We start from the raw sequence: 20,825 nt of genomic DNA, 5'->3' as shown, positions 1-20,825 counted from the left end.
ATAATTTCTAATTACGAAGGTCTTTTTTATTTGTTATTAGAATAGAGTTTCTATTCCAGAATACCATCTACAATACCATATGCAATGGATTCTTCCGCATTCATCCAATAATCCCTATCAAAATCTTTCAATACTTTTTCATAATCTTGACCACAATTATCCGCTAAAATACGAGCGCTTAATTCTTTGGTCTTGATTATTTCTTTAGCTTGAATTTCAATATTCGAAGCCTGACCTCTTGCTCCCCCACTTGGCTGATGAATCATTACCTGTGCATGTGGCTGAATAAATCTTCTACCTTTTTTTCCAACAGAAAGCAAAATTGAACCCATAGAAGCTGCAAGACCTGTACAAATTGTAGAAACAGGGCTTTTTAGCGATTTTATGATATCATACATTGCAAAACCAGAAGTAACATAACCACCTGGACTATTAATATATAATTGAATCTCTTTATTATTCTGCATATCTAAATACAACAAACGATCAATTACGTGCTTGGCAGAATCATCATCTACCATGCCCCATAAGAAGACTTTTCTTTCTTCTAACAATTTTTCGTCTATCGCTTCTTGAACTTTTCCTTTTTTAGCACTCATTTCCTATTGTTTATACATATCAAAATTAAACAATTTATCTGTACCATAACAGTGTATATCCAATATCAATATAATTACCTTTTATCGTTCTTTTTGACGACCTGTCCGAAGCAGTCCAAATATGCTCATCGATATTTACGAACCACTCGTCTATAGATAATAGCCGCTGGCGAATAAAACGTTCATTCAACGGTTACTCTACTAAATAACAAGACTTTAAGCGAACTTTGTAGTGAATGCAATAAATATATGCTATAAAATTACAGCACTTTTTTATCCCAAATAACCTAGTTGCTACAAATTGAACTTGACCTTAATTACACCATTACAAAACTTTACAGGTAAAGACCGTATTGTAGCTTCTGATTATATGTACATCAACTTAAATTGATAGACACACCTATAATTATGAAGAAACCTATACCCCTTAAAAATTTAACGAGAACCTTTGGGTTCCTTTTATTCCTTTTGGCTTTTAATACAACCAGTGCACAGCTACAAAAAGGATTTACTCCAAGGTATTCAGAAACTATCACAGGTGATTTTACTATGATCGCCAACAATGTTCTGTCTAGACATGCTACCAACAGTTATAATGGTAATGGTAGTAATCACGATTTTTCAGACAATGTATTTGTAGATATAGATAGTGACCCCACTACTTTTAACTCCAGTAGCGCAAACTTGGCTAACCCTTCACCTGGAAGCTCTTGTTTGACTATTGAACGTGTTTTTCTTTATTGGGCAGCGGCCGATAAGGAATACGAGGTAAATGGGTCCGGTACTATTATTGCCGGAAATGGAGGTGTTGAACCTTCTTGGAATTATAACGATATAAAACTAATGTTGCCCGGATCTAGTACTTATGAGGCAACACTAACTGCGGATGAAGTTATTTACCGCGGTAGAGATGACCATTTTGTGAATGACCCGTATATCTGTGTTAAAGATATTACCAGTTGGGTACAGGGGCTAAGTGATCCTTTTGGAACTTATCAAGTAGCAAACGTTAAGGCTACGGAAGGACAGTTACTTTCTCATGCCGGAGGAAGAACCGGTACTTCTGGTGGATGGCAAATTGTTGTAGTATGGCAAAGCCCCCTTTTACCACAAAAGAACATTACTCTTTTTGACGGGTACGCTCATATTACCAGAGACGATAATAATTTTGATGTTACTTTTGATGGATTTCAAACCGTCCCGAATGGCGAAGTAAAAGCTAATATGGTAATTGGTTCTTTAGAAGGAGACAGAGGTATTTCCCGTGATCAGTTACTTATGATGGATACTTCAGGTTCATGGGAACCTCTAACTACGGCAATGAGACCCGCAAATAACTTTTTCAATAGTTCTATTACCACACACGGTTCTGATTTTTTAGACCGTACTCCTGCCAGTTCAAATACCTTGGGGTTTGATGCCAGTTTATTTGATTTATATAATTCAGGAAACTCATTAATGACCAATAACCAAACCTCGGCAACGGTACGTATGACCTCTGATCAAGAAGTATACGGTCTTTACCTTCTTGGAATGGCCGTAGAGGTTTACGAACCTTCATTGAACACCTTGGATTTATACGCTACGCCTTCAGACGAGAATCCGCGTACCGGAGAAACTGTTCAGATATATTTGGATGTTGCCAATACCGGAAACGACAATATTAGAGATTTATCATTTACTACTAGTGTTCCAGAAGAAATGGATTTTATAGGTGTTGAGCCTCTACCAAGCGAAATCACATACAATTTTGACACTGTAACACGTGAACTTACTTTTAATGTGGCCGATGGATTAACAGATGTTACTAGCGCACCATATACAATTCAATACTCTGTACGCGTTAAAGATGATGCATATTTTTCAAGTATTCCAGCTTGTGAATTTAACTCAGAATCTCAAACCGTAGCAATGTACATGGGTGAAATTAATATGACACAGCAAACCTCTAATAGTTCATTCACTTTTGATGAATGTGGTATTGGAAATGGAGACCCAACTAGCATAGTAATTCATATTACCGATGTACAAGCTCCTGTTTTTGCAGAAAACCTTCCAAGTGATATTACCGTGCCATGTAATGGTGTGCCAGATGCAGCTACGCTGACCGCTATTGATTATTGTGACCCCAATCCTGTTACTACTTTTACGGAAACGGCAACTAATGATCGTAGTTGTGAGACCGGATATGAAATAACCAGAACTTGGACGGCAACTGACAATGCCAATAATACTTTTACCCATACTCAGATTATTACGGTTATATCCGATGAATGCATAATGGATGAAGAAGCCCCTGTATTTGTTGAGGAACTTCCAGAGAACATTACGGTAGATTGCGATTCCGTTCCTGAGGCAGATATATTAACCGCTATTGATAATTGTGATACTGACCCTGAAGTAACCTTTAGCGAAACTGCAACAAACGACAGGGATTGTAGTACAGGGTACGAAATAACAAGAACATGGATTGCAGTAGATAACAATGGTAATGAAACGGTTCATACCCAGATTATTATTGTGGAAGCAGATTTACCTTGTGACGCGGAAAACCTTATCGTTTCAAAAACGATTACAGCCAATGGAGATGGTATTAATGACCGCTTTGAAATTACCGGATTGGAAGGGTGTGATTATACCTACCATCTAAAAGTTTTTAATCGTTGGGGCAATATTGTGTATGAGAATAACGATTATACTAATGATTGGAGCGGATTTGCACCGGAGAATTCGTTAGGAAACTCAGGTATGCTTGCATCAGGAACGTATTACTATATAATAGGATTTGGAACTAATGAAGTACAACCTGTAAACGGATACATTTATATTGGATCAAACTAAAAAGGCAACCATGACAGCATTTAGAAATTACCTGGTAATTCTGGCGATATGCTGTGCCTTTTTCTCAAATGCACAACAATTACCACAATTTACCCAATATGTATATAATACAATGTCTATTAACCCAGCTTACGCAGGCAGTAGACAAACGCTAAACGCTACGGCTTTACATAGAAACCAATGGGCAGGAATAGAAGGTAATCCTACAACAAGTACATTATCTGTTCATACCCCAATACGCTTTAGTAATTTGGGAGTTGGTTTATCCTACATAAACGATAAATCAGGTTACGAGAAAACGAACTATATCTATGCAGATGTGTCGTATACCGTACCACTAAGTAGAGAAGTAAACATGGCGTTGGGACTTAAAGGTGGTGCCACTAATTACAAGTTAGAAACTCCAGATGAGAACGATCCCTTTTTCTTTGATGGTTTTACCAAATGGAACCCTAATATGGGTGTTGGTATTTACATAAGTTCAAACAAGTGGTACGTTGGCGCTTCTGCCCCACGTATTTTAAATACCGATTTAAACAAAGGTGAGTTTGTAGCTCTTGAGCGTAATAGTTACTACGCTATTGGCGGCTATGTTTTTGATTTAGGTGAAACAACAAAATTTAAGCCAACGGCCATATTAAAATATACCAATGGTGCACCAGCATCTTATGATGTAACCGCAAATTTTCTTTTCTATGAGAAATTCTGGATTGGAGCTTCATACCGTTTCAATGATTCAGACAGTTTTGGTGTGCTAATGGATTATGCCATTTCCGATTCTTTTAGAATAGGGTATGCGTATGATTTGCCTACATCTACTTTTAGGCCTTACTCAGGTGGTACACATGAGGTTATTCTTATTTATGAGTTGTTTGATAGAGGACTAAAAGCAATGAAATCTCCCCGTTACTTCTAAAAACAACATCTAATTTTTCTTATGAATTGAGATATATTGATTTTTGGTCGGTATCGCGCTTTCATCAAAAGCATTTATCTTTATAAAAAAATTAGCTATGGCAAAGTACTTTTCCGCAATCCTGCTTTTTACAATTCTTATTCTTGGCTGTAAAGAGACCAAAAAAACCGAAACACCTCAACCTAAAAAAGAACCAACGATTCTTGAAAAGATAGCTTACGCTAACGGCTACGAAAATTGGAACAAGGTAGAAGAACTTAAATTTACTTTCAACGTGGATAGAGATACCTCGCACTTTGAACGCACATGGATTTGGAAACCTAAAGCCAACCTAGTAACCGCTATTTCTGCAAACGACACTTTGGTATACAGCAGGAAAGATATGGATAGTACTGCCTACAAAACCAATGGCGGTTTTATAAATGATAAATATTGGCTAATTGCCCCTATTAATATTCTATGGGATAAAAATGGAAGCACCCATAAACTTACTCCACAAGCAGAAGCTCCTATCAGCAAAAAAGAAATGCAGAAACTAACTGTGGTTTACACTCAAGAAGGTGGTTACACGCCAGGTGATGCTTATGACTTTTATTTTGGTGACGATTATCTTGTTAGAGAATGGGTTTTTAGAAAAGGAAATCAAGAAGAACCATCAATGACCACCACTTGGGAAGATTATACAGAAGTAGGCGGACTCAAAATTGCAAAAATGCATCAGAACGAAGATGGCAGCTTTAAACTCTTCTTCTCCAAAATTGACGTAAAAACCAACTAAGAACTCATTTGTTTCAGCTAGTATTCAATATGGAAATGAGAATCCATAAAATATATAATTTTTTAAGATTTATATCATGGAATTTTACATCCTGTCAAAGTAAAAAAAAGACCATCATAAATAGATGGTCTTTTTAATTTGTATTGGGCAGTAAATCTACCCTATCTTAACCCCTGGTTGGTTTTAATTACAATTTTTAATGTAGTTCCAACGCGTAAAATCCCTTTGGTAGAGACGACCGTAGTACAACACATAATCCCCTACGTTATAGCGCTTACTTGATGAATAATTAGCGGTAGAATCACATAAATCCTCAGGTTCCGGGTCTGGATTACCACCACCCGATGAAGGATATGCCGCATTAGTACCTTGAATATCCAGAGTGGATAAACGAGCTTGCCGCTGTGGCAATGTATTGCCGTTAAGATCGGTTATAGTAGGTCTTCCGTTTTTACTGAACGTGTAACTACCATACATCATAATGGAGTTCACATCAAAAGAACCTGTAAGCAATGTAGCTGAACTACTCTTATAGAACTGATCTTGTGCATTAGATTGGATGTTCTCTGTTCTAATGATAATATGATTATCTCTATCTGATCTATTTTGCTCATGAATATAACCCAAGGTATGACCCAATTCGTGAATAATAACAACAGCAGTAGCTCTAGTACCCAGTTGAATATAACCGCGAGAATTGTACATTCCCAAAGTAGCTACTCCAGAATTACTATTAGAACCTGATGAAGATATGGTTACATAATTAGATTGATTGGTACGTTCTTTAAAAGTTACATTGGTTTTGTTAGACCACTCGGCAAATGACTTTTCCAACTCACTGCGCACAGAAGCACTTAGTCCATTTATTACATAATAAACAGTATTGTTCGTCCATTTTCTAATGCCACCTGCTAAAGCCAAGGCCGTAAGTTCCTCACCTGGAACGGGGTTTGGGTTATAGGCATCCGGAGAATCTGCAAGTTGATCTTCAAACAAGCGCGTATCCGTACCCGCCAGACTATAGGTACCATCTTCTTCTAATCGTACCTGAACGGCATCGCCTAAAAAATATTTAGTGATTAATTGGGAATCCTCTTCTAATTCTTCTATTGCTTCAGGATTTACGGAAACCTCGGTTTCTTGCTCAATAGTATCTTCAGTACAGGCACTTAACAGAAAAGTGCATGCCGCCAGAAAAAGCATAATTTGTGTAGGGAACGTTTTGTTTTTCATTTTTACATTTTTAGTGTTCATGTTCATTTTAAATTTTGGGGCCAAAACTTACTTCTTATGTACGCAAATAAATACCGTACTAGCTGTCTAGCTCATAAATAATCGATGAAATGCACAAATGTAAAAGCAAAGAAAAACAACACTAAACCAAATAGATTGGTTAGAGAACGTTCATAGCCAAGAAGAAAAATCAAATAGTGCTGATGCCCTCTTTTAAGATTTGACCAAAACGATACATATCTTCAAACGAACAATAAAAAGGTGCTGGAGCTAAACGAATAACATTGGGTTCGCGCCAATCTGTGATGACACCATTCTCCATCAAATAGTCGAAAAGTGGTCTACCTTGTCCATGTAAAAAAACAGAAAGCTGTGTTCCTCTATCTTCAGGAGTAATGATTTCAAAAGAGGTGCCTTCTATATCCTTATCAATTTCATGAAGAACAAACTCTAGATAAGCAACTATTACATCTCTTTTGGCTATTAAAGCCTCCATACCTACTTCTTCAAACATTTCCAAAGAAGCTAAATAAGGTGCTACGGATAATACCGGCGGATTACTCAACTGCCAAGCGTCTGCATTCTCCATAGGTTCAAATTCCGGTTTCATTAAAAAACGGGTTTCCTTTTTGGTTCCCCACCAACCTTCAAACCTAGGAATATCCCTTTGATTTAAATAACGCTCATGTATAAATACACCGGAAGCATTACCAGGACCGCTATTCATATATTTATAACTGCACCAAGCGGCAAAATCTGCATCCCAATCATGCAATTTCAATTCTATATTACCCGCGCCATGAGCTAAATCCCAACCCACATTGGCTCCTACCGCTTTACCAGCTTTGGTAATGGCTTTCATGTCAAAAACCTGTCCGTTGTAATAGTTCACCCCACCTATAAGAACTAAGGCCAATTCATCACCAACTTCGTTTATTTTTTCTAGAACATCTTCGGTTCTCCAAAAATTTTCACCTTCTCTTTTTTTCACCTCTACCAAGGCATCGTCCGGGTCGAAACCATGATGTCTTACCTGACTTTGCAACATATACTGATCGGATGGAAATGCCTTTTCCTCACAAAGAATCCTATATCTTTTTGACGTGGGCCTGTAAAAGGTGACCATCAAAAGATGTAGATTTACAGTAAGAGTATTCATTACCGATACTTCCTCTGTCTTTGCCCCTACCACCTTAGCCAATGGAGCGGCTAATTGCTCATGATAATCCCACCAAGGTTTATCCGAATGAAAATGACCTTCTACTGCAAGGTCTTTCCAATCCTTCATTACCTCATCAACAAATTTCTGAGTCCTTTTGGGCTGTAAGCCTAGAGAATTCCCCGTAAAATAAATAACCTGCTTACCATTTACTTTAGGAAAGTAAAACTCATCGCGATAGCTTCGCAGTTTATCATCAGCATCCAGTTTCTGGGCAAACGCCAAGGTGTTCTCGAATTTCATAGGGCAGTTTTTTTCAAAAATACAATTTAGGAAATGATATTAAAACTAATACAGCGCTACTTTGAGGTATCAATTCTCATCTCAACTATGTGCGCCTTAAAACCAACTTTCTCATAAGCTCTAATAGCTCCGTCATTATCATTATACACGGTTAGTCGTATTTCAGAAATACCTTTTGATTTGGACCAATCCTTTAATGCCCCAATTACTAATTTGTTCAAACCTTTTCCTCTATAATTAGCATCTGTAAACATAAATCCTAAGTAAGAGTACGCATCATGTTTAAGATAAGGCTTTGCGCTCATAATTTTAGCATAACCCGAGGCTATTAATTGACCTTCGTGTTCAATTACTATAATCTCTGCTTCATCGCTTTTTATCAACTCACCTAAGTCATAATAGCTAATTGGATCTGGCTTAAGAGTAGTATCATAAGGTCTTTCAAAAGCAATGATTCCTTGCTCAAACTCTCTTAAGGTATCCAAGTCACCCAATACTGCGCTTCTGGTTACAAATTCACTCATAGTTTAAAGGGTCTAATTCTTCTGTTACGAAGTTCTAAAATACTATATATTTGTATAAATTTCAGGGCATGCATTTCTTATCTGCGGATTTAGAGGATTATATTCAAAACCATTCCGAAAACGAACCCCAACTACTAAAAGAACTTACCAGGGAAACCCATCTAAAAGTAGTACGCCCACGGATGCTTACAGGTCATTTTCAAGGTAGGGTATTGAGCTTATTATCTAAAATGATCTATCCCAAAAATATTCTTGAAATAGGAACCTATACCGGGTACTCCGCTCTTTGTCTTGCAGAAGGCATGCAAAAGAACGGCCAACTACACACTATAGATATTAACGAAGAACTTCAGGACATTCAAGAGCGCTATTTTTCACGTAGCGTATATAAAGACCAGATCTTTCAGCATGTAGGCGATGCAAAGGAAATTATTCCTCAATTAGAAGCTACTTTTGACCTTGTTTTTATTGACGCCGAAAAAAAAGATTATCCGGATTATTTTGAATTGGTCATGAAAAAGACAAGACCTGGCAGCGTTATATTATCCGATAATGTACTCTGGTCCGGAAAAGTAGTTGAACCGCTAGACAAAAAAGACAAGGTAACACCCATTCTATTGGACTTTAATAGAAAATTGAAAGAGGACCCTCGTATAGAAACCGTATTATTACCTATTAGGGATGGCTTAACCCTAAGTAGGGTGCGATAAGCTGAACGTAAAGTTTGTAGAAAAGCCAAGCCGATAAAACCCCTACTGATGACCCTACAATAATATCTATAGGAAAATGTACTCCAACAAAAATACGGCTGGAAACAAAGAGTAACGGCCAGATGTAAAATAACCAACACCATTTGAACCGTCGTCTCAAAAAGAGAACTACAATAGTAGTTACGGAAAAGGAACTGGATGAATGACCTGAAAAGAAACTGTAGGTAGAAGATGGCTTCAGTATCCTAATCAACGTATTAATATTTTCATTGTTATTGGGTCGCGTACGCGCTACAACTTCTTTGGTCAGGTCCGTAATCGTAGATACGAACGCAATCATTAAAACAATGGTAAGCACAACAAAAATAGCTTCCCTCTTAGGGTATTTAAGAAAAATCAAAACAAGGAATAATAAAAAAAGTGGAATCCAAGTAGAAAAATGTGTGACAATAATCCAAAATTGATCATGATCTTCAATACCTAAGTTATTAAGGTAAATAAAGGTTTCTCTATCCCATTCTAAGATGCGATTCAGCAAATCTAACTTCTTTTGATAGTTCCCGTAACATCATCCACGCTCTTCTTAACGTCACTTACTCCTTTTTTGATGTCATTACCGATTCCTGAAGTAATATTATCCTTAACGTCATCAATATCCTTTTTGATGTCCGTAATAAAGCTAGTATCAATACCCTGCTTATCAGCACTTTTTTGGATTTCTTGTTTAATATCTTCCGTGGCGTCTTTAAGTTGACGCATACCCTTGCCCAGCCCCTTGGCTATACCGGGTATCTTATCAGCACCGAAAACCATTACCACAATAAACATGATAAAGAAGATTTCGCCACCGCTAATGAATATAAAGAACAATGAATGCATACAACAAATATAATCAAGTTTACATAGAAAGTCCTGTCAGGTAAAGAAAACCTAACAGGACTTTTTGTGATATTAACAAAAATTTATTTGCCTTTGACGGCGTTTTCCTTCATCTTATCAAAATCAGATTTTTCCTGTTTCTTAGGCCATGCGTTGTTAGAGGTATCAATATCCGCAGTTTCTGCTTTTGGATCCACCACAATACCGGTAAGTTCTGTCTGTGAGGAGATCACTACGCTCACTTCCTTGTCATTCTTTCTCCAAATTTCAGGTGGGTAGGTTATATTCTTAGTTGTACCGTCTGCATATGTATATTCCACTATTAATGGCATAGGAATTCCTCCTGGCTTATCATAAGTAACCTCATAGAAATATTTAGGTTCTTTAACCGCTGCTCTTTCCTCGGCCGTTAAGTTATCCATCATAAATTCTTTTAAAGACTTAGAACTCTCAGAAGGTGCTTTGCCTTTTAAGTTAGTATCTAAATCATCACTACCTTCTTCTGCCAAATAAACCAATGGTGGTAAATCTGCCTCTGTAATTCCACGAGCAGCCATATACTCTTGCATTTTTTTGCTTGGCTGATCCGTTACATAGTATTTTTTGATTCCCTTTACACCTATATCCACAAAATCCGTAGTATAGAACCATCCTCTCCAATACCAATCCAAGTCTACTGCAGAAGCATCTTCCATAGTTCTAAAGAAATCTTCAGGAGTTGGGTGCTTAAACATCCAACGGTGAGAATAGGTTTTGAATGCATGGTCAAAAAGCTCTCTACCCATTACGGTTTCTCGTAGAATGTTAAGTGCCGTGGCAGGCTTACCATATGCATTAGGACCCAATTGGTATACATTTTCTGGATTTGACATGATCGGAGCAATCGTACTCTGGTCTCCTGCCATGTAAGGAACAACTTTAGAAGGGTCTCCTCTTCGTGAAGGATACTTTTCGTTTGGCGAAATAGCTTCTGGAAATTTCTCACCAAATTCTTGCTCTGCCATGAACTGCATAAAAGTATCAAGACCTTCGTCCATCCATCCCCATTGGCGCTCGTCGGAATTTACGATCATTGGAAAAAAGTTATGTCCAACTTCGTGAATAATTACACTGATCATACCATATTTTACACGATCGGAATAGGTACCATCTTCGTTAGGACGTCCGTAGTTCCAACAAATCATTGGGTACTCCATACCTTGTTGTTTGGCATGTACAGAAATTGCCTTGGGATAAGGATAATCAAATGTATGAGATGAGTATGATTCTAAAGTATGCGCCACCGCTTTTGTAGAATACTCTTCCCAAAGTGGGTTACCTTCTTTTGGATAAAGCGATACTGCCATAACATCTTTGTTACCAACCTTAACCGCCTGCATATCCCAAATAAACTTCCTTGAAGTTGCAAAACCGTAATCTCTTACGTTCTCTGCTCTAAATTTCCATGTCTTTTTCTTTTCGGAAAAACCTTTTTCCGCTTCTTCGGCTTCTTCTTGAGTTACGATTAGAACAGGCTTGTCATAAGACTTCTTTGCTTTCTCATAACGCTTCATCATCTCTTTAGAAAAAATTTCCTTTCTATTCTGAAGTGATCCCGTAGCATCTAACACGTGATCTGCGGGTACGGTAATGTTTACATCATAATCTCCAAATGTAAGGGCAAACTCACCGCTACCCCAGAATTGATGATTCTGCCAACCCTCTACATCACTGTAGACAGCCATTCGTGGAAAGAACTGTGCTATAACATAAGCACGGTTCCCATCTTTTTCAAAATACTCATACCCAGAACGTGCTCTGTTAACCGTATGGTTAGGAATGTTATAATTCCATTTTATTGAAAATGAAATTTGTTCTTTACTCTTCAATGCCTGAGGAATATCAATACGCATCATAGTCTGGTTGATGGTATATTTCATGGGTTTTCCGTTCGCATCTTTCACATAGTCTATATTAAAACCGCCATCAAAAGGCTCGGTCATATATTTCTGTGCAAACGAACCTGCCGGCTCTGCCATGGGAACTCCACCTCCATCGCGCAATGGGGATTTTGACGTCTTGGCACGTACATTTTGATCCAATTGCAACCAAAGATATTCTAAGTCATCTGGTGAATTATTGGTATAGGTAATAGTTTCCGTACCAAAGATTTTAGCATTTTTATCATCAAGCTCAATATCCATTTTATAATCGGCTTGCTGCTGATAATAATCGGGGCCTGGAGTACCGGAGGCAGAACGATAATTATTTGGAGTTGCGAACTCCTCGTATAACTGTTTAAATTTACTTTGGTTGTAATGACCTGGATCCTTTTCTGCATTTACACCTTGTTGTGCCATTAGAACACTGGCAAATACAAAAAGTAACGAGGTTAGACCGTACCTTAATCTGTTCATATATCAATGTGGTTTTAATCTTTGAAAAATAGAGTTTTTTAAGGAATAGTTTCGTAGATGTTATAATTTTAACATTCCTTTAGTACGCGATTTGATCAAAACGAAGCTCTTTTTATCAAATCCGAATTTAAAGTGCACTACATTTTGCTGATCCTCAAAAAGGTCCATCAGCATTTCGTTCTCAATTTGGACCGTTTTTATCGCTTCCAAATCTATGTTGGGTACTTCTATATAAAAAACAACCACATCTGCATCGTACTTTTTACCGATATAATCATAGGAAGCGGTTGTATCATTTACCTCTATTACAAATTTTGAACGCAGGTATTTTTCCAAATATTCATCTGCTAACGGAGATTCATTTTCAGTATCCAATTGAGATTCTAGGTCATATCGCTCCAACAACAATTTATCCAAATCATCTATAAACACACGAGAAGTAATTTGTATTGCCTTGTCTTTTTTGGAATAGTTTACGTTTGTTACGCTAACATAAAACTTATGTACAGCCGAAAACGCCAATAATGGAAGTACTAATAATATCAGAAACTTTTTAAAGGATTTCATAATCTCGTTTTCTATCGCAAAAATAGGCAAATGTTGTGCCAAATTTAGCTATTCTTCGTCTTCGTAATTTTTTAGATACACCACACTTTTCCGTTTCATGAACGCCCAGATTTTTAACCGGTCATGTGTATCAACAATGTCTTGAAAAGTAGCATCTACTTCACAGAAATACATAAATTCAGCTATTTTTTCTAGAGGAATCTTTAGTTCCGTGGTGTAGAGCGAGTCTGCGTAAAATTCACGTACACGCTCTGTTCGGGCGTACGTATTATTTCTTTTTACTCGTGCCTTTAACATCTTTTTTCGACCTGTAATCATATTAATCAACGGATCAAAACTCATATACGGGTTTGCAGTTGCCGCTTTAAATTCTCTTTCAGCTTTGCTCATAGGAACTACATATGCGTTGGGAAGGCCCATTGTTGAGGCCGTAATAACAGGCTCTGTTCTTAAGGTTTCAAGGTCGGTCGCTATATTTCCAGAAAGACTGTAGGGCATAACCACCACCTCATCCAACTCGGTTAACGCCTCCTCCAAAGGTATCATTAGCAGTTTACTTTCTAGAATATTCAGGGTAATTACAATCTCTTTACGCTTGTACTGTATTGCGGAAAAGACCAAAGTGTCATTAAGTCTTGCCGTAATATTGAAAAATCCGTCAATATCAGTAATCGTACCTTTTTTGGTGGTTGTATTTAAAACATGTGTTGCGGCCACATCGCCATCTTTGCTATAGACACGGCCCTTAAGTTCATCGGAAAAGAAATCTTGTGCGCATAAACGCAACAAGAGGAAGAAAAAAATTAGAAAAAGAAGTTTATTTCTCTTCATTCAATTGTTCTCGATACGCCTTGCTTTTATTAACTAGAAAATCAATCAACTCAAATTCATTTTTCTTTAAGAGCAATGCATATTCAGGTTCATGGGTATCTACGTAAATAAGAAAATCGGGGATAGAGGCTTGCGGTAAGTTTAAATCAGCCACAAAAAACTCATCATCGTATACTTGTCTAAGTACTTGGCTCATTTTCATACGAGGACGTGTGTCGCCATCGTCTTTTTTTCCTGCTTTTGCCAACGCCTTAAAAATATTCACAAAGTTAATTCCATCTTTCATCCCTCTTTCTGATTGGCTTAAAGCTATATTTTCTACTTCCGTAGAGCGGTCAATATCATATTCCACCTTTTTAAACTCTTCGTTTTGTAATTTTATGAACTTCTCCTCATTTTCAGGGCTTACCACTACTTCATCCAATTCCGTAACCTTTTCTTTTACCTCAACTACCAAACGACCGTTTTTTATAATTTCTTCGGTAACCTTTACCACTTCCATATTATAGTTAACCGCTGTAAACGCCAATTCATCACCAACTTTGGCCATAATGGCAAACTGGCCATTATCATTGGATATTACCGCATTCTCCGTGGTAATGTTAATTACATTTTCATTGGGTACACTTATGTTCCGGTACAATACGGTTCCACGTAACAAGGAGCGATCACCATCTTGGGCGGTTATAGTTGTAAAACTAAAAAGTACGAGTAGTAAAGTAGGGATAATCTTCATTTGGTTGTTTAATAAGTAGCCTTTGAAAAGGATATGGTTTTTAAAATGAATTTCACGGCAACTTTATAAGAAGTACTTTCGTACTATAATAGAGTTATCGCATTTTTATTAAGTTGATAAAGGAAATACATGTTTTGGTCTTAAAAAAATCGTGGTGGCTAAACTTTTGTTAATTCCCGATTGAACTAAAAAAGATGACATAACTATCTCATTTCTAACACCTGTAATCCTTTTAGCTAGACTTACATGTAGTTTGTCTTGTTAAATTAGAATAATACCCAGATAATTTTATTTTTGTTGACCTTAATACCTTAAATCTTAATTGTATGCAAAAGCGTATCTCGATACCGCTGTTTTTTGTCGGTTTTTTCCTCATCAGTTTTGCTCATGCACAAGTAAAAATAGGTGACAACCCTCAAGTCATTGACCCATCTTCTATTCTAGAACTAGAAAGTTCCGATAAAGTTTTGGTTATTACTAGGGTAGACTCACTACAAATGACGGCCATTGTACCCAACCGTGGTGCCTTGGTTTATAATACTACCGCAGATTGTGTCTATTATTTTGATGGCGCAGCTTGGGTAAGTATGTGCGAGGGAGATGATTTTGAAGTGCCGCTTAACAGTATTACTACAGATCAAATCGTAAATGGTAGTATTAACGGAGTTGACTTGCAAGATGGCTCTATTGGGCCGGGTAAACTAGCTGCAGGCGCGATAGATAAGGCTAGAATTGCAGAAAATGCAGTAGGACCTTTTGCTATTGATCGCGACAGTCTTCCTTTAAGTTTCTTTAATAATGATATTGGTTTCATTACCAGTGGTAACATCATAAGCGATGATGCCAATAACGCCATAGTTGCGGGAGCGGATAGCGGTGCCTTTTTTGATGCTACCCCACTTGAAACGAGCATTGCAGCCAATGCAGCAGCTATTGCGGCAGATAACGACAATAGCCCTACTAACGAATTACAAACTCTAGATTTAACAGGTAACCGACTTTCTATAAGCGGTACGCCCGGTTTTGTTGATTTGCCAACGGCAGATGGATCCGATACCAATATAAACGCAGGAGACAATGTAACTATACAAGGAGATGGTACTGCTGATACTCCTTATGTAATAAATGCTAGTATAGTTGATGGAAGCATTACGAACGAATTACAAGACTTAGATTATAACCCCGCAACAAACATACTAACAATAACTAATGCCGCAACTGCTACTAATGAAGTTGACCTTAGTGCTTTAGCTGGTGGCGGTGGAACAACAGCACAAATAACCTCTACTGCGAGTATTACAGTTGCAGGAGATGGTTCTGCGGCAACACCTTATGAATTAACCGCAGTTGGTGGGGGCGGTGGAAGTACCGAAGTGGCCGACGGAACTACAATAACTGGTATTGGTACAGCTGGAAATCCTTTTAAAATAGAACCTTCAGCAACTACAGGGCAATTTTTAACTACTGATGCAACTGGTGTTGTATGGTCTGACTTACCTCCAAGCGGAGCTTCTGCCCTTTTTGATGCGAATACAATTTCAGGAGCAGGAATTGCAGGTGACGAGTATACTGTAGCTGATGGCGCCATTTCAACAGGCAAAATTGTAGATGCTAATGTAACACCTATTAAAATAGAACCTTCAGCAACCAATGGACAATACCTGAGTACAGATGCCAGTGGTGTAGTAGTTTGGTCTGATCTTCCACCAAGTGGAGCTTCTGCGCTATTTGATGCAAATACGATTTCTGGAACTGGTCTTATTGGTAACGAATACACCGTAGCTGATGACGCTATTAACTCTGCTAAAATAGAAGATGGCACCATTGACTTACTTGATATTGCCCAAAATGGTGCAACGAACAATCAAATTATTAAATGGGATGATACCGCAGCAAGTTGGATTGTTGCATCCGCAGCAAGTCATACCGGTAATACAAATTCTATTTTTTTCGCTGATATAAATGGAGACCCAACTGATGATGGAGATAAGTTTTATTGGGATCCTGAAGGTAGAAAAGTTGGTTCTATAGGTTATGGAGCTCTTTATGTAGGCTTAGATGGCGGACCACAAACTACTGAAGCTAAAGTACACATTGCAGATAATTTCCCTGGAGTAGGATATGCTTTAGAGCTACAAAATCAAAACGCCAACATGCCGGGTGAAGCTACAGGTATATTGTTTTCTACAGAAACTGTCGGTACTTATGGAAAAGGTGCTTTAGTTTATGAAAGTCAAGAATCTTGGGCTAGGGGCGATTTTCATTTTCTTCAAAACGAAACATTTGGTCCAGGTTCTGATGTGAATCCTGATTTAAATGACAAAGCCCTGACTATAAAAAACAACAAAGACATTCAAGTATACGGAAATATAATTGCTCAAAATGGTCCTGGTGCTGTAGGTCAAGTCCTTACTACCGATGCTGCTGGACAAACTGTTTGGGGTACTGGCGGCGCTGGTGCAATAACTACTGACGGAACTACAATAATAGGCGATGGTACGGATGCTGCTAATGCTATTAGTTTAATTGATAACGGAGTTACCTCAATCAAAATTTTAGATGGTGAAGTACAGACTGATGATATTGCAGATGCTAATGTAACCATAGGAAAAATTGCTCCTAGTGCTACAGATGGCGAAGTTCTTATTACGACTGCAGGTGCTGTAGCATGGGGAACTGTTCCTGCAGGTGCAGTTACTAGCGATGGACTAACAATAACAGGAGACGGAAGCGCAACAAACCTTTCAGTAGCTCCTTTAGGAATTAATACCGCTCAATTAGCGGACGATGCTGTAACAGTAGGGAAAATTGCAGCAGGTGTTGACGGTGAAGTTTTAAGTACCAATGCAGCAGGTATAACAGTATGGGCTGTTCCAGAAAATCTGGAAAATGAAGATGTTACTTTAGCTGAAGATAGAACCATCGATTTAAATGGTAATGACTTATCATTTGATACTGGAGGCGGTAATATTGGCATAGGTGCCTTACCTGGTGCTCCCCAAGATCAGTTAGACGTAAATGGATCTATTAGAAGTAGGGGTGGTTTTTCGGGTCCGATTGGATCAGCCAATAGTCCAAGCTATGGGTTTTATACTGAAACTGGAATGGGAATGTATAGAGCTGGTGTAACTCAATTGGCATTTTCAACTGATGGCACAGAAGCCATAAGAATTGACGCTACACAAAACGTAGGTATCGGAACTGCCGCTCCAACAAGAAAGCTACACGTGGCTGGTGACCTTCAAGTAGATGGTGGTGTTTGGGTAGCGGCTACTCAAGTACATCCGGATTATGTATTTCAGAAGTACTTTAATGGATACTCAAAGCTAAAAAGATCTTATAATTTTAAGAGTCTGGAAGAAATTGAAGCTTTTGTAAAAAAGAATAATCACTTGCCAGGCATTTTATCAGCAGAACAAATAAAGGATGAAGGCTCATACAATTTGAGCAATGCTAATACTATTCATCTTGAAAAAATAGAAGAGCTTTTCCTTCATACTATTGAACAAGAAAAAGAAATCAATAGACTTAAAGCGGAAAAAGAAGCCATGGCAAACGAGTTGAAAACCATGAAAAACGATATAGAAGAAATCAAAGCCCTTTTAAATAAATAAAAAGACCAACAGATTCAATCTGCATTGAACATGAAAAAACATCTATACATAGCGGCACTTATTTTGGCATCGGGCATACAAGCACAAGAAGCTTTGTACAATGCCGGTAACCTGCGTATTCATGAAGATGGTGTCATGGGTTTACATACCGATCTTATTAATGACGGCAGTTTTGATGAAAATTTGGGCTTGGTCGGTTTTTACGGAGATGACTTTCGTACCATAAGTGGCAGCTTACCCGCTACCCTTTATGATGTAGAATTTGTAACCGGTAATGCCACAGACGTACAGACCTCGCTAAATGTATTGAACAACGCTAACTTTATAACCGGTAATGTAATAACCGATCGCGCACAACCTGCTATTACCCTTAACTTCTTGGCAGATGCTTTTCCCAATGGCCAGAGCAATATTAGTAAAGTAGATGGTTATGCTAGTGTAAATGACCAACAGAATTTTATTTTCCCTGTGGGAGATACAGAGCAGTTGCGCCCTTTAATATTAAGTTCCGAAGCTGTTAATACTTTGGCAAGATGCGCCTATTTTTTAGAAGACCCCAATAGCCCTTCTACCCTATCCGGTTCGTTTAACACCAATAATAAAGACGCACAGATTGGCGATATCAGTACGGTAGAATTTTGGCGTTTGGAAGGTTCTGTGTCCTCTTCCGTTCAGCTTTCTTGGAACGAACGTAGCAATATTGGGCTTTTGACTAACGATGTAAACGAAATTTCTATAGTTGGGTACAACAAAGCATCCAACAAATGGGAAAGCCTTAGTGAAGCGGCACCTGCAGGAGATTTAAACGAAGGGGTTGTAGCTTCCGGGTCTTTTATTCCGGATGATTATGAGGTAATTACTTTTGCCGCTGCTGGCGAACCCAGAGATTTTCTAGACCTGGAAAACTATTTTGTTTCCCCTAACGGAGATGGCATCAATGACTTTCTTGAGATTCCGGAATTGGCATTATCTCCTAATAACTTTATACAGATCTATAACCGTGAGGGACTCAAAGTTTTTGAGAAATCAAATTACACAAATGAGTTCAACGGACTTTCTACACAAAATAATTTCGTAGTAACAAGAGATCAAGGTCTTCCTTCCGGGGTATACTTTTATATTGTTACTTTAGACGATTTGGACCTTGAATTCCAAGGATTTTTATATTTGGCGAACGATTAATTTAAAAAAAGAGGTCGTGAAAGACCTCTTTTTTTATACCGTTCATCGGATTTTTTTGACTTATTTTTGAAACGAGAGATTTTACCTACAACTCGTTTCCCTTATGACACTACACTTTCTCTTCACTTCACAACAAATTGTGTGTGTTTCATCGATCTAATCCTAATTTTACAGAAAAAAGATTAAAGAGACTCTGATGTATAATTTATAAGTATCAGAGATTTACATTTTATTCTTACCACAAAATAGGTAAGTTTATTCTGTATTTAATGTCGATTCAATGGTATTATTTCAATCCATCTCCCCACAGGGACCCCTCTGTAAGAATCTAAATTTTCTTTAAAGTTATTTACCTGCCCTTTTAAATATGTATTTAAAAAGGATAACTAAAACAGAACCTATCGCTTATCTAATAATAAGTGATTAAAACCAAAATTTAAGATGAAACACGTTCCCCTCGTCGTCCTCCTCTTTTTGACGCACTTTGCATTTTCGCAAGTAAAAATAGGAGATAACATTAACCAAATTGACGCCTCTTCTTTAATGGAACTGGAAAGTTCTACCAGAGTATTTGTGGTTACTCGGGTAACTGATGCTCAAATGAACAGTATTACACCTTTAAATGGCGCATTGGTCTTCAACACCGATCAAAACTGCCTCTTTCAGTACAAAGGTAATATTTGGTCCAGTCTATGTGTGAACATTGCAGCAGGGGAAACCATCACCGCTTTATTGGATAATAATGATGGTACAGTTACCTATACCAATGAAGCCGGTATTACCACTCTAATTTCTAAAGCAAGCTTAGTAGACAACCTAGATGGTAGTTATACTTTTAATAATGGTACCAACGCCATAGATTTTGTTGGTACGGACAACCAAAATTTAGAGAATGCCACTTTAGATGCTGCAACCTCTATTTTAAATATCGATATTGAAAACGGTAATAATACTGCTGCAGACCTTTCCGCATTAGAAGAATCTGCAGATATCACAGCTTTACAAGGGGTCGTGAATCAAAACGAAGCCAATGCAGATGCAGCTATACTAGCAGTGCAAAACGACGTTGATGCAAACGAAGCGGATGCAGATGCAGCTATACTAGCAGTTCAAAATGACGTTGACGCAAACGAAGCAGACGCCGATGCAGCTATACTAGCAGTCCAAAACGATGTCGACACAAACGAAGCCGATGCGGATGCAGCTATACTAGCAGTTCAAAACGATGTTGATACAAATGAAGCAGACGCGGATGCGGCCATAGCTCTAAAAGAGGATGCCGCCAATAAATCAACCGACGTTACCCTTGCTGACCCAACAGATACCAAGTTCCCGACCGAGCTTGCCGTTAAGACCTATGTGGACGGGCAAATTGCCGCAACCGCGGATGACGATATTACAGCCGCTTCCATAGACGCTGCAAGTGTTCTGAAAATCGACGAAGGGACTACTTCCGTAACCGTTGACCTTTCCGATTTGGAAGAGTCTGCCGATATTACAGCGGTACAAAACGACGTTGACGCAAACGAAGCAGATGCAGATGCAGCTATACTAGCA

17 protein-coding genes are annotated in these 20,825 nt (G+C 38.1%); 7 read left to right on the top strand and 10 right to left on the bottom strand.

Annotated elements, in window-relative coordinates; genetic code table 11:
• Positions 1 to 50 precede the first annotated feature (50 nt).
• Positions 51 to 599 (bottom strand): ClpP family protease, encoded by a 549-nt coding sequence (locus KO521_RS10895; RefSeq protein ID WP_194526267.1) that lies wholly within the window; start codon positions 597 to 599, stop codon positions 51 to 53.
• A gap of 408 nt (positions 600 to 1,007) precedes the next feature.
• Between KO521_RS10895 and KO521_RS10890 the strand changes: the two genes are divergently transcribed.
• The 3 genes from KO521_RS10890 to KO521_RS10880 all read left to right on the top strand — a co-directional run bounded on the left by KO521_RS10890 (position 1,008) and on the right by KO521_RS10880 (position 5,134).
• Positions 1,008 to 3,440 carry a gliding motility-associated C-terminal domain-containing protein gene (locus KO521_RS10890; protein ID WP_215939959.1) on the top strand — a complete coding sequence of 811 codons (2,433 nt, stop codon included), beginning with the start codon at positions 1,008 to 1,010 and terminating at the stop codon, positions 3,438 to 3,440.
• 10 nt (positions 3,441 to 3,450) lie between these two features.
• Complete coding sequence (locus KO521_RS10885; RefSeq protein ID WP_215939958.1) at positions 3,451 to 4,356, top strand: PorP/SprF family type IX secretion system membrane protein; 906 nt, start codon at positions 3,451 to 3,453, stop codon at positions 4,354 to 4,356.
• 97 nt (positions 4,357 to 4,453) lie between these two features.
• Positions 4,454 to 5,134, top strand: a complete 681-nt coding sequence (locus KO521_RS10880) for a hypothetical protein (RefSeq protein WP_215939957.1) — start codon at positions 4,454 to 4,456, stop codon at positions 5,132 to 5,134.
• A 183-nt stretch (positions 5,135 to 5,317) separates the two neighbouring features.
• Here KO521_RS10880 and KO521_RS10875 read toward each other — a convergent pair whose 3' ends face one another.
• The 3 genes from KO521_RS10875 to KO521_RS10865 form a co-directional block, all read right to left on the bottom strand.
• On the bottom strand, positions 5,318 to 6,367 hold the full coding sequence (locus KO521_RS10875; RefSeq protein ID WP_215939956.1) for a M12 family metallopeptidase: 1,050 nt from the start codon (positions 6,365 to 6,367) through the stop codon (positions 5,318 to 5,320).
• Between the two features lie 190 nt (positions 6,368 to 6,557).
• Positions 6,558 to 7,829 carry a kynureninase gene (gene kynU / locus KO521_RS10870; RefSeq protein ID WP_215939955.1) on the bottom strand — a complete coding sequence of 424 codons (1,272 nt, stop codon included), beginning with the start codon at positions 7,827 to 7,829 and terminating at the stop codon, positions 6,558 to 6,560.
• Between the two features lie 56 nt (positions 7,830 to 7,885).
• Positions 7,886 to 8,353, bottom strand: coding sequence for a GNAT family N-acetyltransferase (locus KO521_RS10865; protein WP_215939954.1), 468 nt, complete (start codon positions 8,351 to 8,353; stop codon positions 7,886 to 7,888).
• Between the two features lie 68 nt (positions 8,354 to 8,421).
• On the opposite strand from KO521_RS10865, the gene KO521_RS10860 reads away from it, so the two are divergent.
• Positions 8,422 to 9,063: an O-methyltransferase gene (locus KO521_RS10860; RefSeq protein WP_215939953.1), complete on the top strand. Its 642-nt coding sequence runs from the start codon at positions 8,422 to 8,424 to the stop codon at positions 9,061 to 9,063.
• Here KO521_RS10860 and KO521_RS10855 read toward each other — a convergent pair.
• The 6 genes from KO521_RS10855 to KO521_RS10830 all read right to left on the bottom strand — a co-directional run bounded on the left by KO521_RS10855 (position 9,029) and on the right by KO521_RS10830 (position 14,472).
• Positions 9,029 to 9,601, bottom strand: a complete 573-nt coding sequence (locus KO521_RS10855) for a phosphatase PAP2 family protein (protein WP_215939952.1) — start codon at positions 9,599 to 9,601, stop codon at positions 9,029 to 9,031. The two genes, KO521_RS10860 and KO521_RS10855, sit on opposite strands and share 35 nt — an antisense overlap.
• 2 nt (positions 9,602 to 9,603) lie before the next feature.
• Complete coding sequence (locus KO521_RS10850) at positions 9,604 to 9,942, bottom strand: Sec-independent protein translocase subunit TatA/TatB (RefSeq protein WP_215939951.1); 339 nt, start codon at positions 9,940 to 9,942, stop codon at positions 9,604 to 9,606.
• Positions 9,943 to 10,025: 83 nt separating this feature from the next.
• Positions 10,026 to 12,338, bottom strand: coding sequence for a M1 family metallopeptidase (locus tag KO521_RS10845; protein ID WP_215939950.1), 2,313 nt, complete (start codon positions 12,336 to 12,338; stop codon positions 10,026 to 10,028).
• A 60-nt stretch (positions 12,339 to 12,398) separates the two neighbouring features.
• A complete protein-coding gene (locus KO521_RS10840; RefSeq protein ID WP_215939949.1) occupies positions 12,399 to 12,905 on the bottom strand; it encodes a DUF6702 family protein in 507 nt (168 codons plus the stop codon).
• A 48-nt stretch (positions 12,906 to 12,953) separates the two neighbouring features.
• The gene (locus tag KO521_RS10835) at positions 12,954 to 13,736 is read right to left on the bottom strand and encodes a carboxypeptidase-like regulatory domain-containing protein (protein WP_215939948.1); all 783 of its coding nucleotides are present in this window, start codon (positions 13,734 to 13,736) and stop codon (positions 12,954 to 12,956) included.
• The gene (locus tag KO521_RS10830) at positions 13,723 to 14,472 is read right to left on the bottom strand and encodes a hypothetical protein (protein ID WP_215939947.1); all 750 of its coding nucleotides are present in this window, start codon (positions 14,470 to 14,472) and stop codon (positions 13,723 to 13,725) included. The genes KO521_RS10835 and KO521_RS10830 overlap by 14 nt, the downstream gene beginning before the upstream one ends.
• A gap of 326 nt (positions 14,473 to 14,798) precedes the next feature.
• On the opposite strand from KO521_RS10830, the gene KO521_RS10825 reads away from it, so the two are divergent.
• The 3 genes from KO521_RS10825 to KO521_RS10815 all read left to right on the top strand — a co-directional run.
• On the top strand, positions 14,799 to 18,086 hold the full coding sequence (locus KO521_RS10825) for a beta strand repeat-containing protein (RefSeq protein ID WP_215939946.1): 3,288 nt from the start codon (positions 14,799 to 14,801) through the stop codon (positions 18,084 to 18,086).
• Positions 18,087 to 18,116: 30 nt separating this feature from the next.
• The gene (locus tag KO521_RS10820; RefSeq protein WP_215939945.1) at positions 18,117 to 19,268 is read left to right on the top strand and encodes a gliding motility-associated C-terminal domain-containing protein; all 1,152 of its coding nucleotides are present in this window, start codon (positions 18,117 to 18,119) and stop codon (positions 19,266 to 19,268) included.
• Between the two features lie 441 nt (positions 19,269 to 19,709).
• A partial coding sequence (locus tag KO521_RS10815) for a hypothetical protein (RefSeq protein ID WP_215939944.1) occupies positions 19,710 to 20,825 on the top strand: 1,116 nt, incomplete at its 3' end.

Origin of the sequence: Zobellia uliginosa (genome assembly GCF_018860745.1) — a bacterium.
Taxonomy (GTDB): Bacteria; Bacteroidota; Bacteroidia; order Flavobacteriales; family Flavobacteriaceae; genus Zobellia; species Zobellia uliginosa_B.
Note: the sequence above shows the minus strand (reverse complement) of the source record. Positions and strands in the feature narration are given on the sequence as shown.

What these genes read in the sequence shown, in the direction of transcription:
- KO521_RS10895 (WP_194526267.1), bottom strand. Translation starts at nt 599, where the DNA reads ATGAGTGCTAAAAAAGGAAAAGTTCAAGAAGCGATAGACGAAAAATTG.
- KO521_RS10890 (WP_215939959.1), top strand. Translation starts at nt 1,008, where the DNA reads ATGAAGAAACCTATACCCCTTAAAAATTTAACGAGAACCTTTGGGTTC.
- KO521_RS10885 (WP_215939958.1), top strand. Translation starts at nt 3,451, where the DNA reads ATGACAGCATTTAGAAATTACCTGGTAATTCTGGCGATATGCTGTGCC.
- KO521_RS10880 (WP_215939957.1), top strand. Translation starts at nt 4,454, where the DNA reads ATGGCAAAGTACTTTTCCGCAATCCTGCTTTTTACAATTCTTATTCTT.
- KO521_RS10875 (WP_215939956.1), bottom strand. Translation starts at nt 6,367, where the DNA reads ATGAAAAACAAAACGTTCCCTACACAAATTATGCTTTTTCTGGCGGCA.
- kynU (WP_215939955.1), bottom strand. Translation starts at nt 7,829, where the DNA reads ATGAAATTCGAGAACACCTTGGCGTTTGCCCAGAAACTGGATGCTGAT.
- KO521_RS10865 (WP_215939954.1), bottom strand. Translation starts at nt 8,353, where the DNA reads ATGAGTGAATTTGTAACCAGAAGCGCAGTATTGGGTGACTTGGATACC.
- KO521_RS10860 (WP_215939953.1), top strand. Translation starts at nt 8,422, where the DNA reads ATGCATTTCTTATCTGCGGATTTAGAGGATTATATTCAAAACCATTCC.
- KO521_RS10850 (WP_215939951.1), bottom strand. Translation starts at nt 9,942, where the DNA reads ATGCATTCATTGTTCTTTATATTCATTAGCGGTGGCGAAATCTTCTTT.
- KO521_RS10845 (WP_215939950.1), bottom strand. Translation starts at nt 12,338, where the DNA reads ATGAACAGATTAAGGTACGGTCTAACCTCGTTACTTTTTGTATTTGCC.
- KO521_RS10840 (WP_215939949.1), bottom strand. Translation starts at nt 12,905, where the DNA reads ATGAAATCCTTTAAAAAGTTTCTGATATTATTAGTACTTCCATTATTG.
- KO521_RS10835 (WP_215939948.1), bottom strand. Translation starts at nt 13,736, where the DNA reads ATGAAGAGAAATAAACTTCTTTTTCTAATTTTTTTCTTCCTCTTGTTG.
- KO521_RS10830 (WP_215939947.1), bottom strand. Translation starts at nt 14,472, where the DNA reads ATGAAGATTATCCCTACTTTACTACTCGTACTTTTTAGTTTTACAACT.
- KO521_RS10825 (WP_215939946.1), top strand. Translation starts at nt 14,799, where the DNA reads ATGCAAAAGCGTATCTCGATACCGCTGTTTTTTGTCGGTTTTTTCCTC.
- KO521_RS10820 (WP_215939945.1), top strand. Translation starts at nt 18,117, where the DNA reads ATGAAAAAACATCTATACATAGCGGCACTTATTTTGGCATCGGGCATA.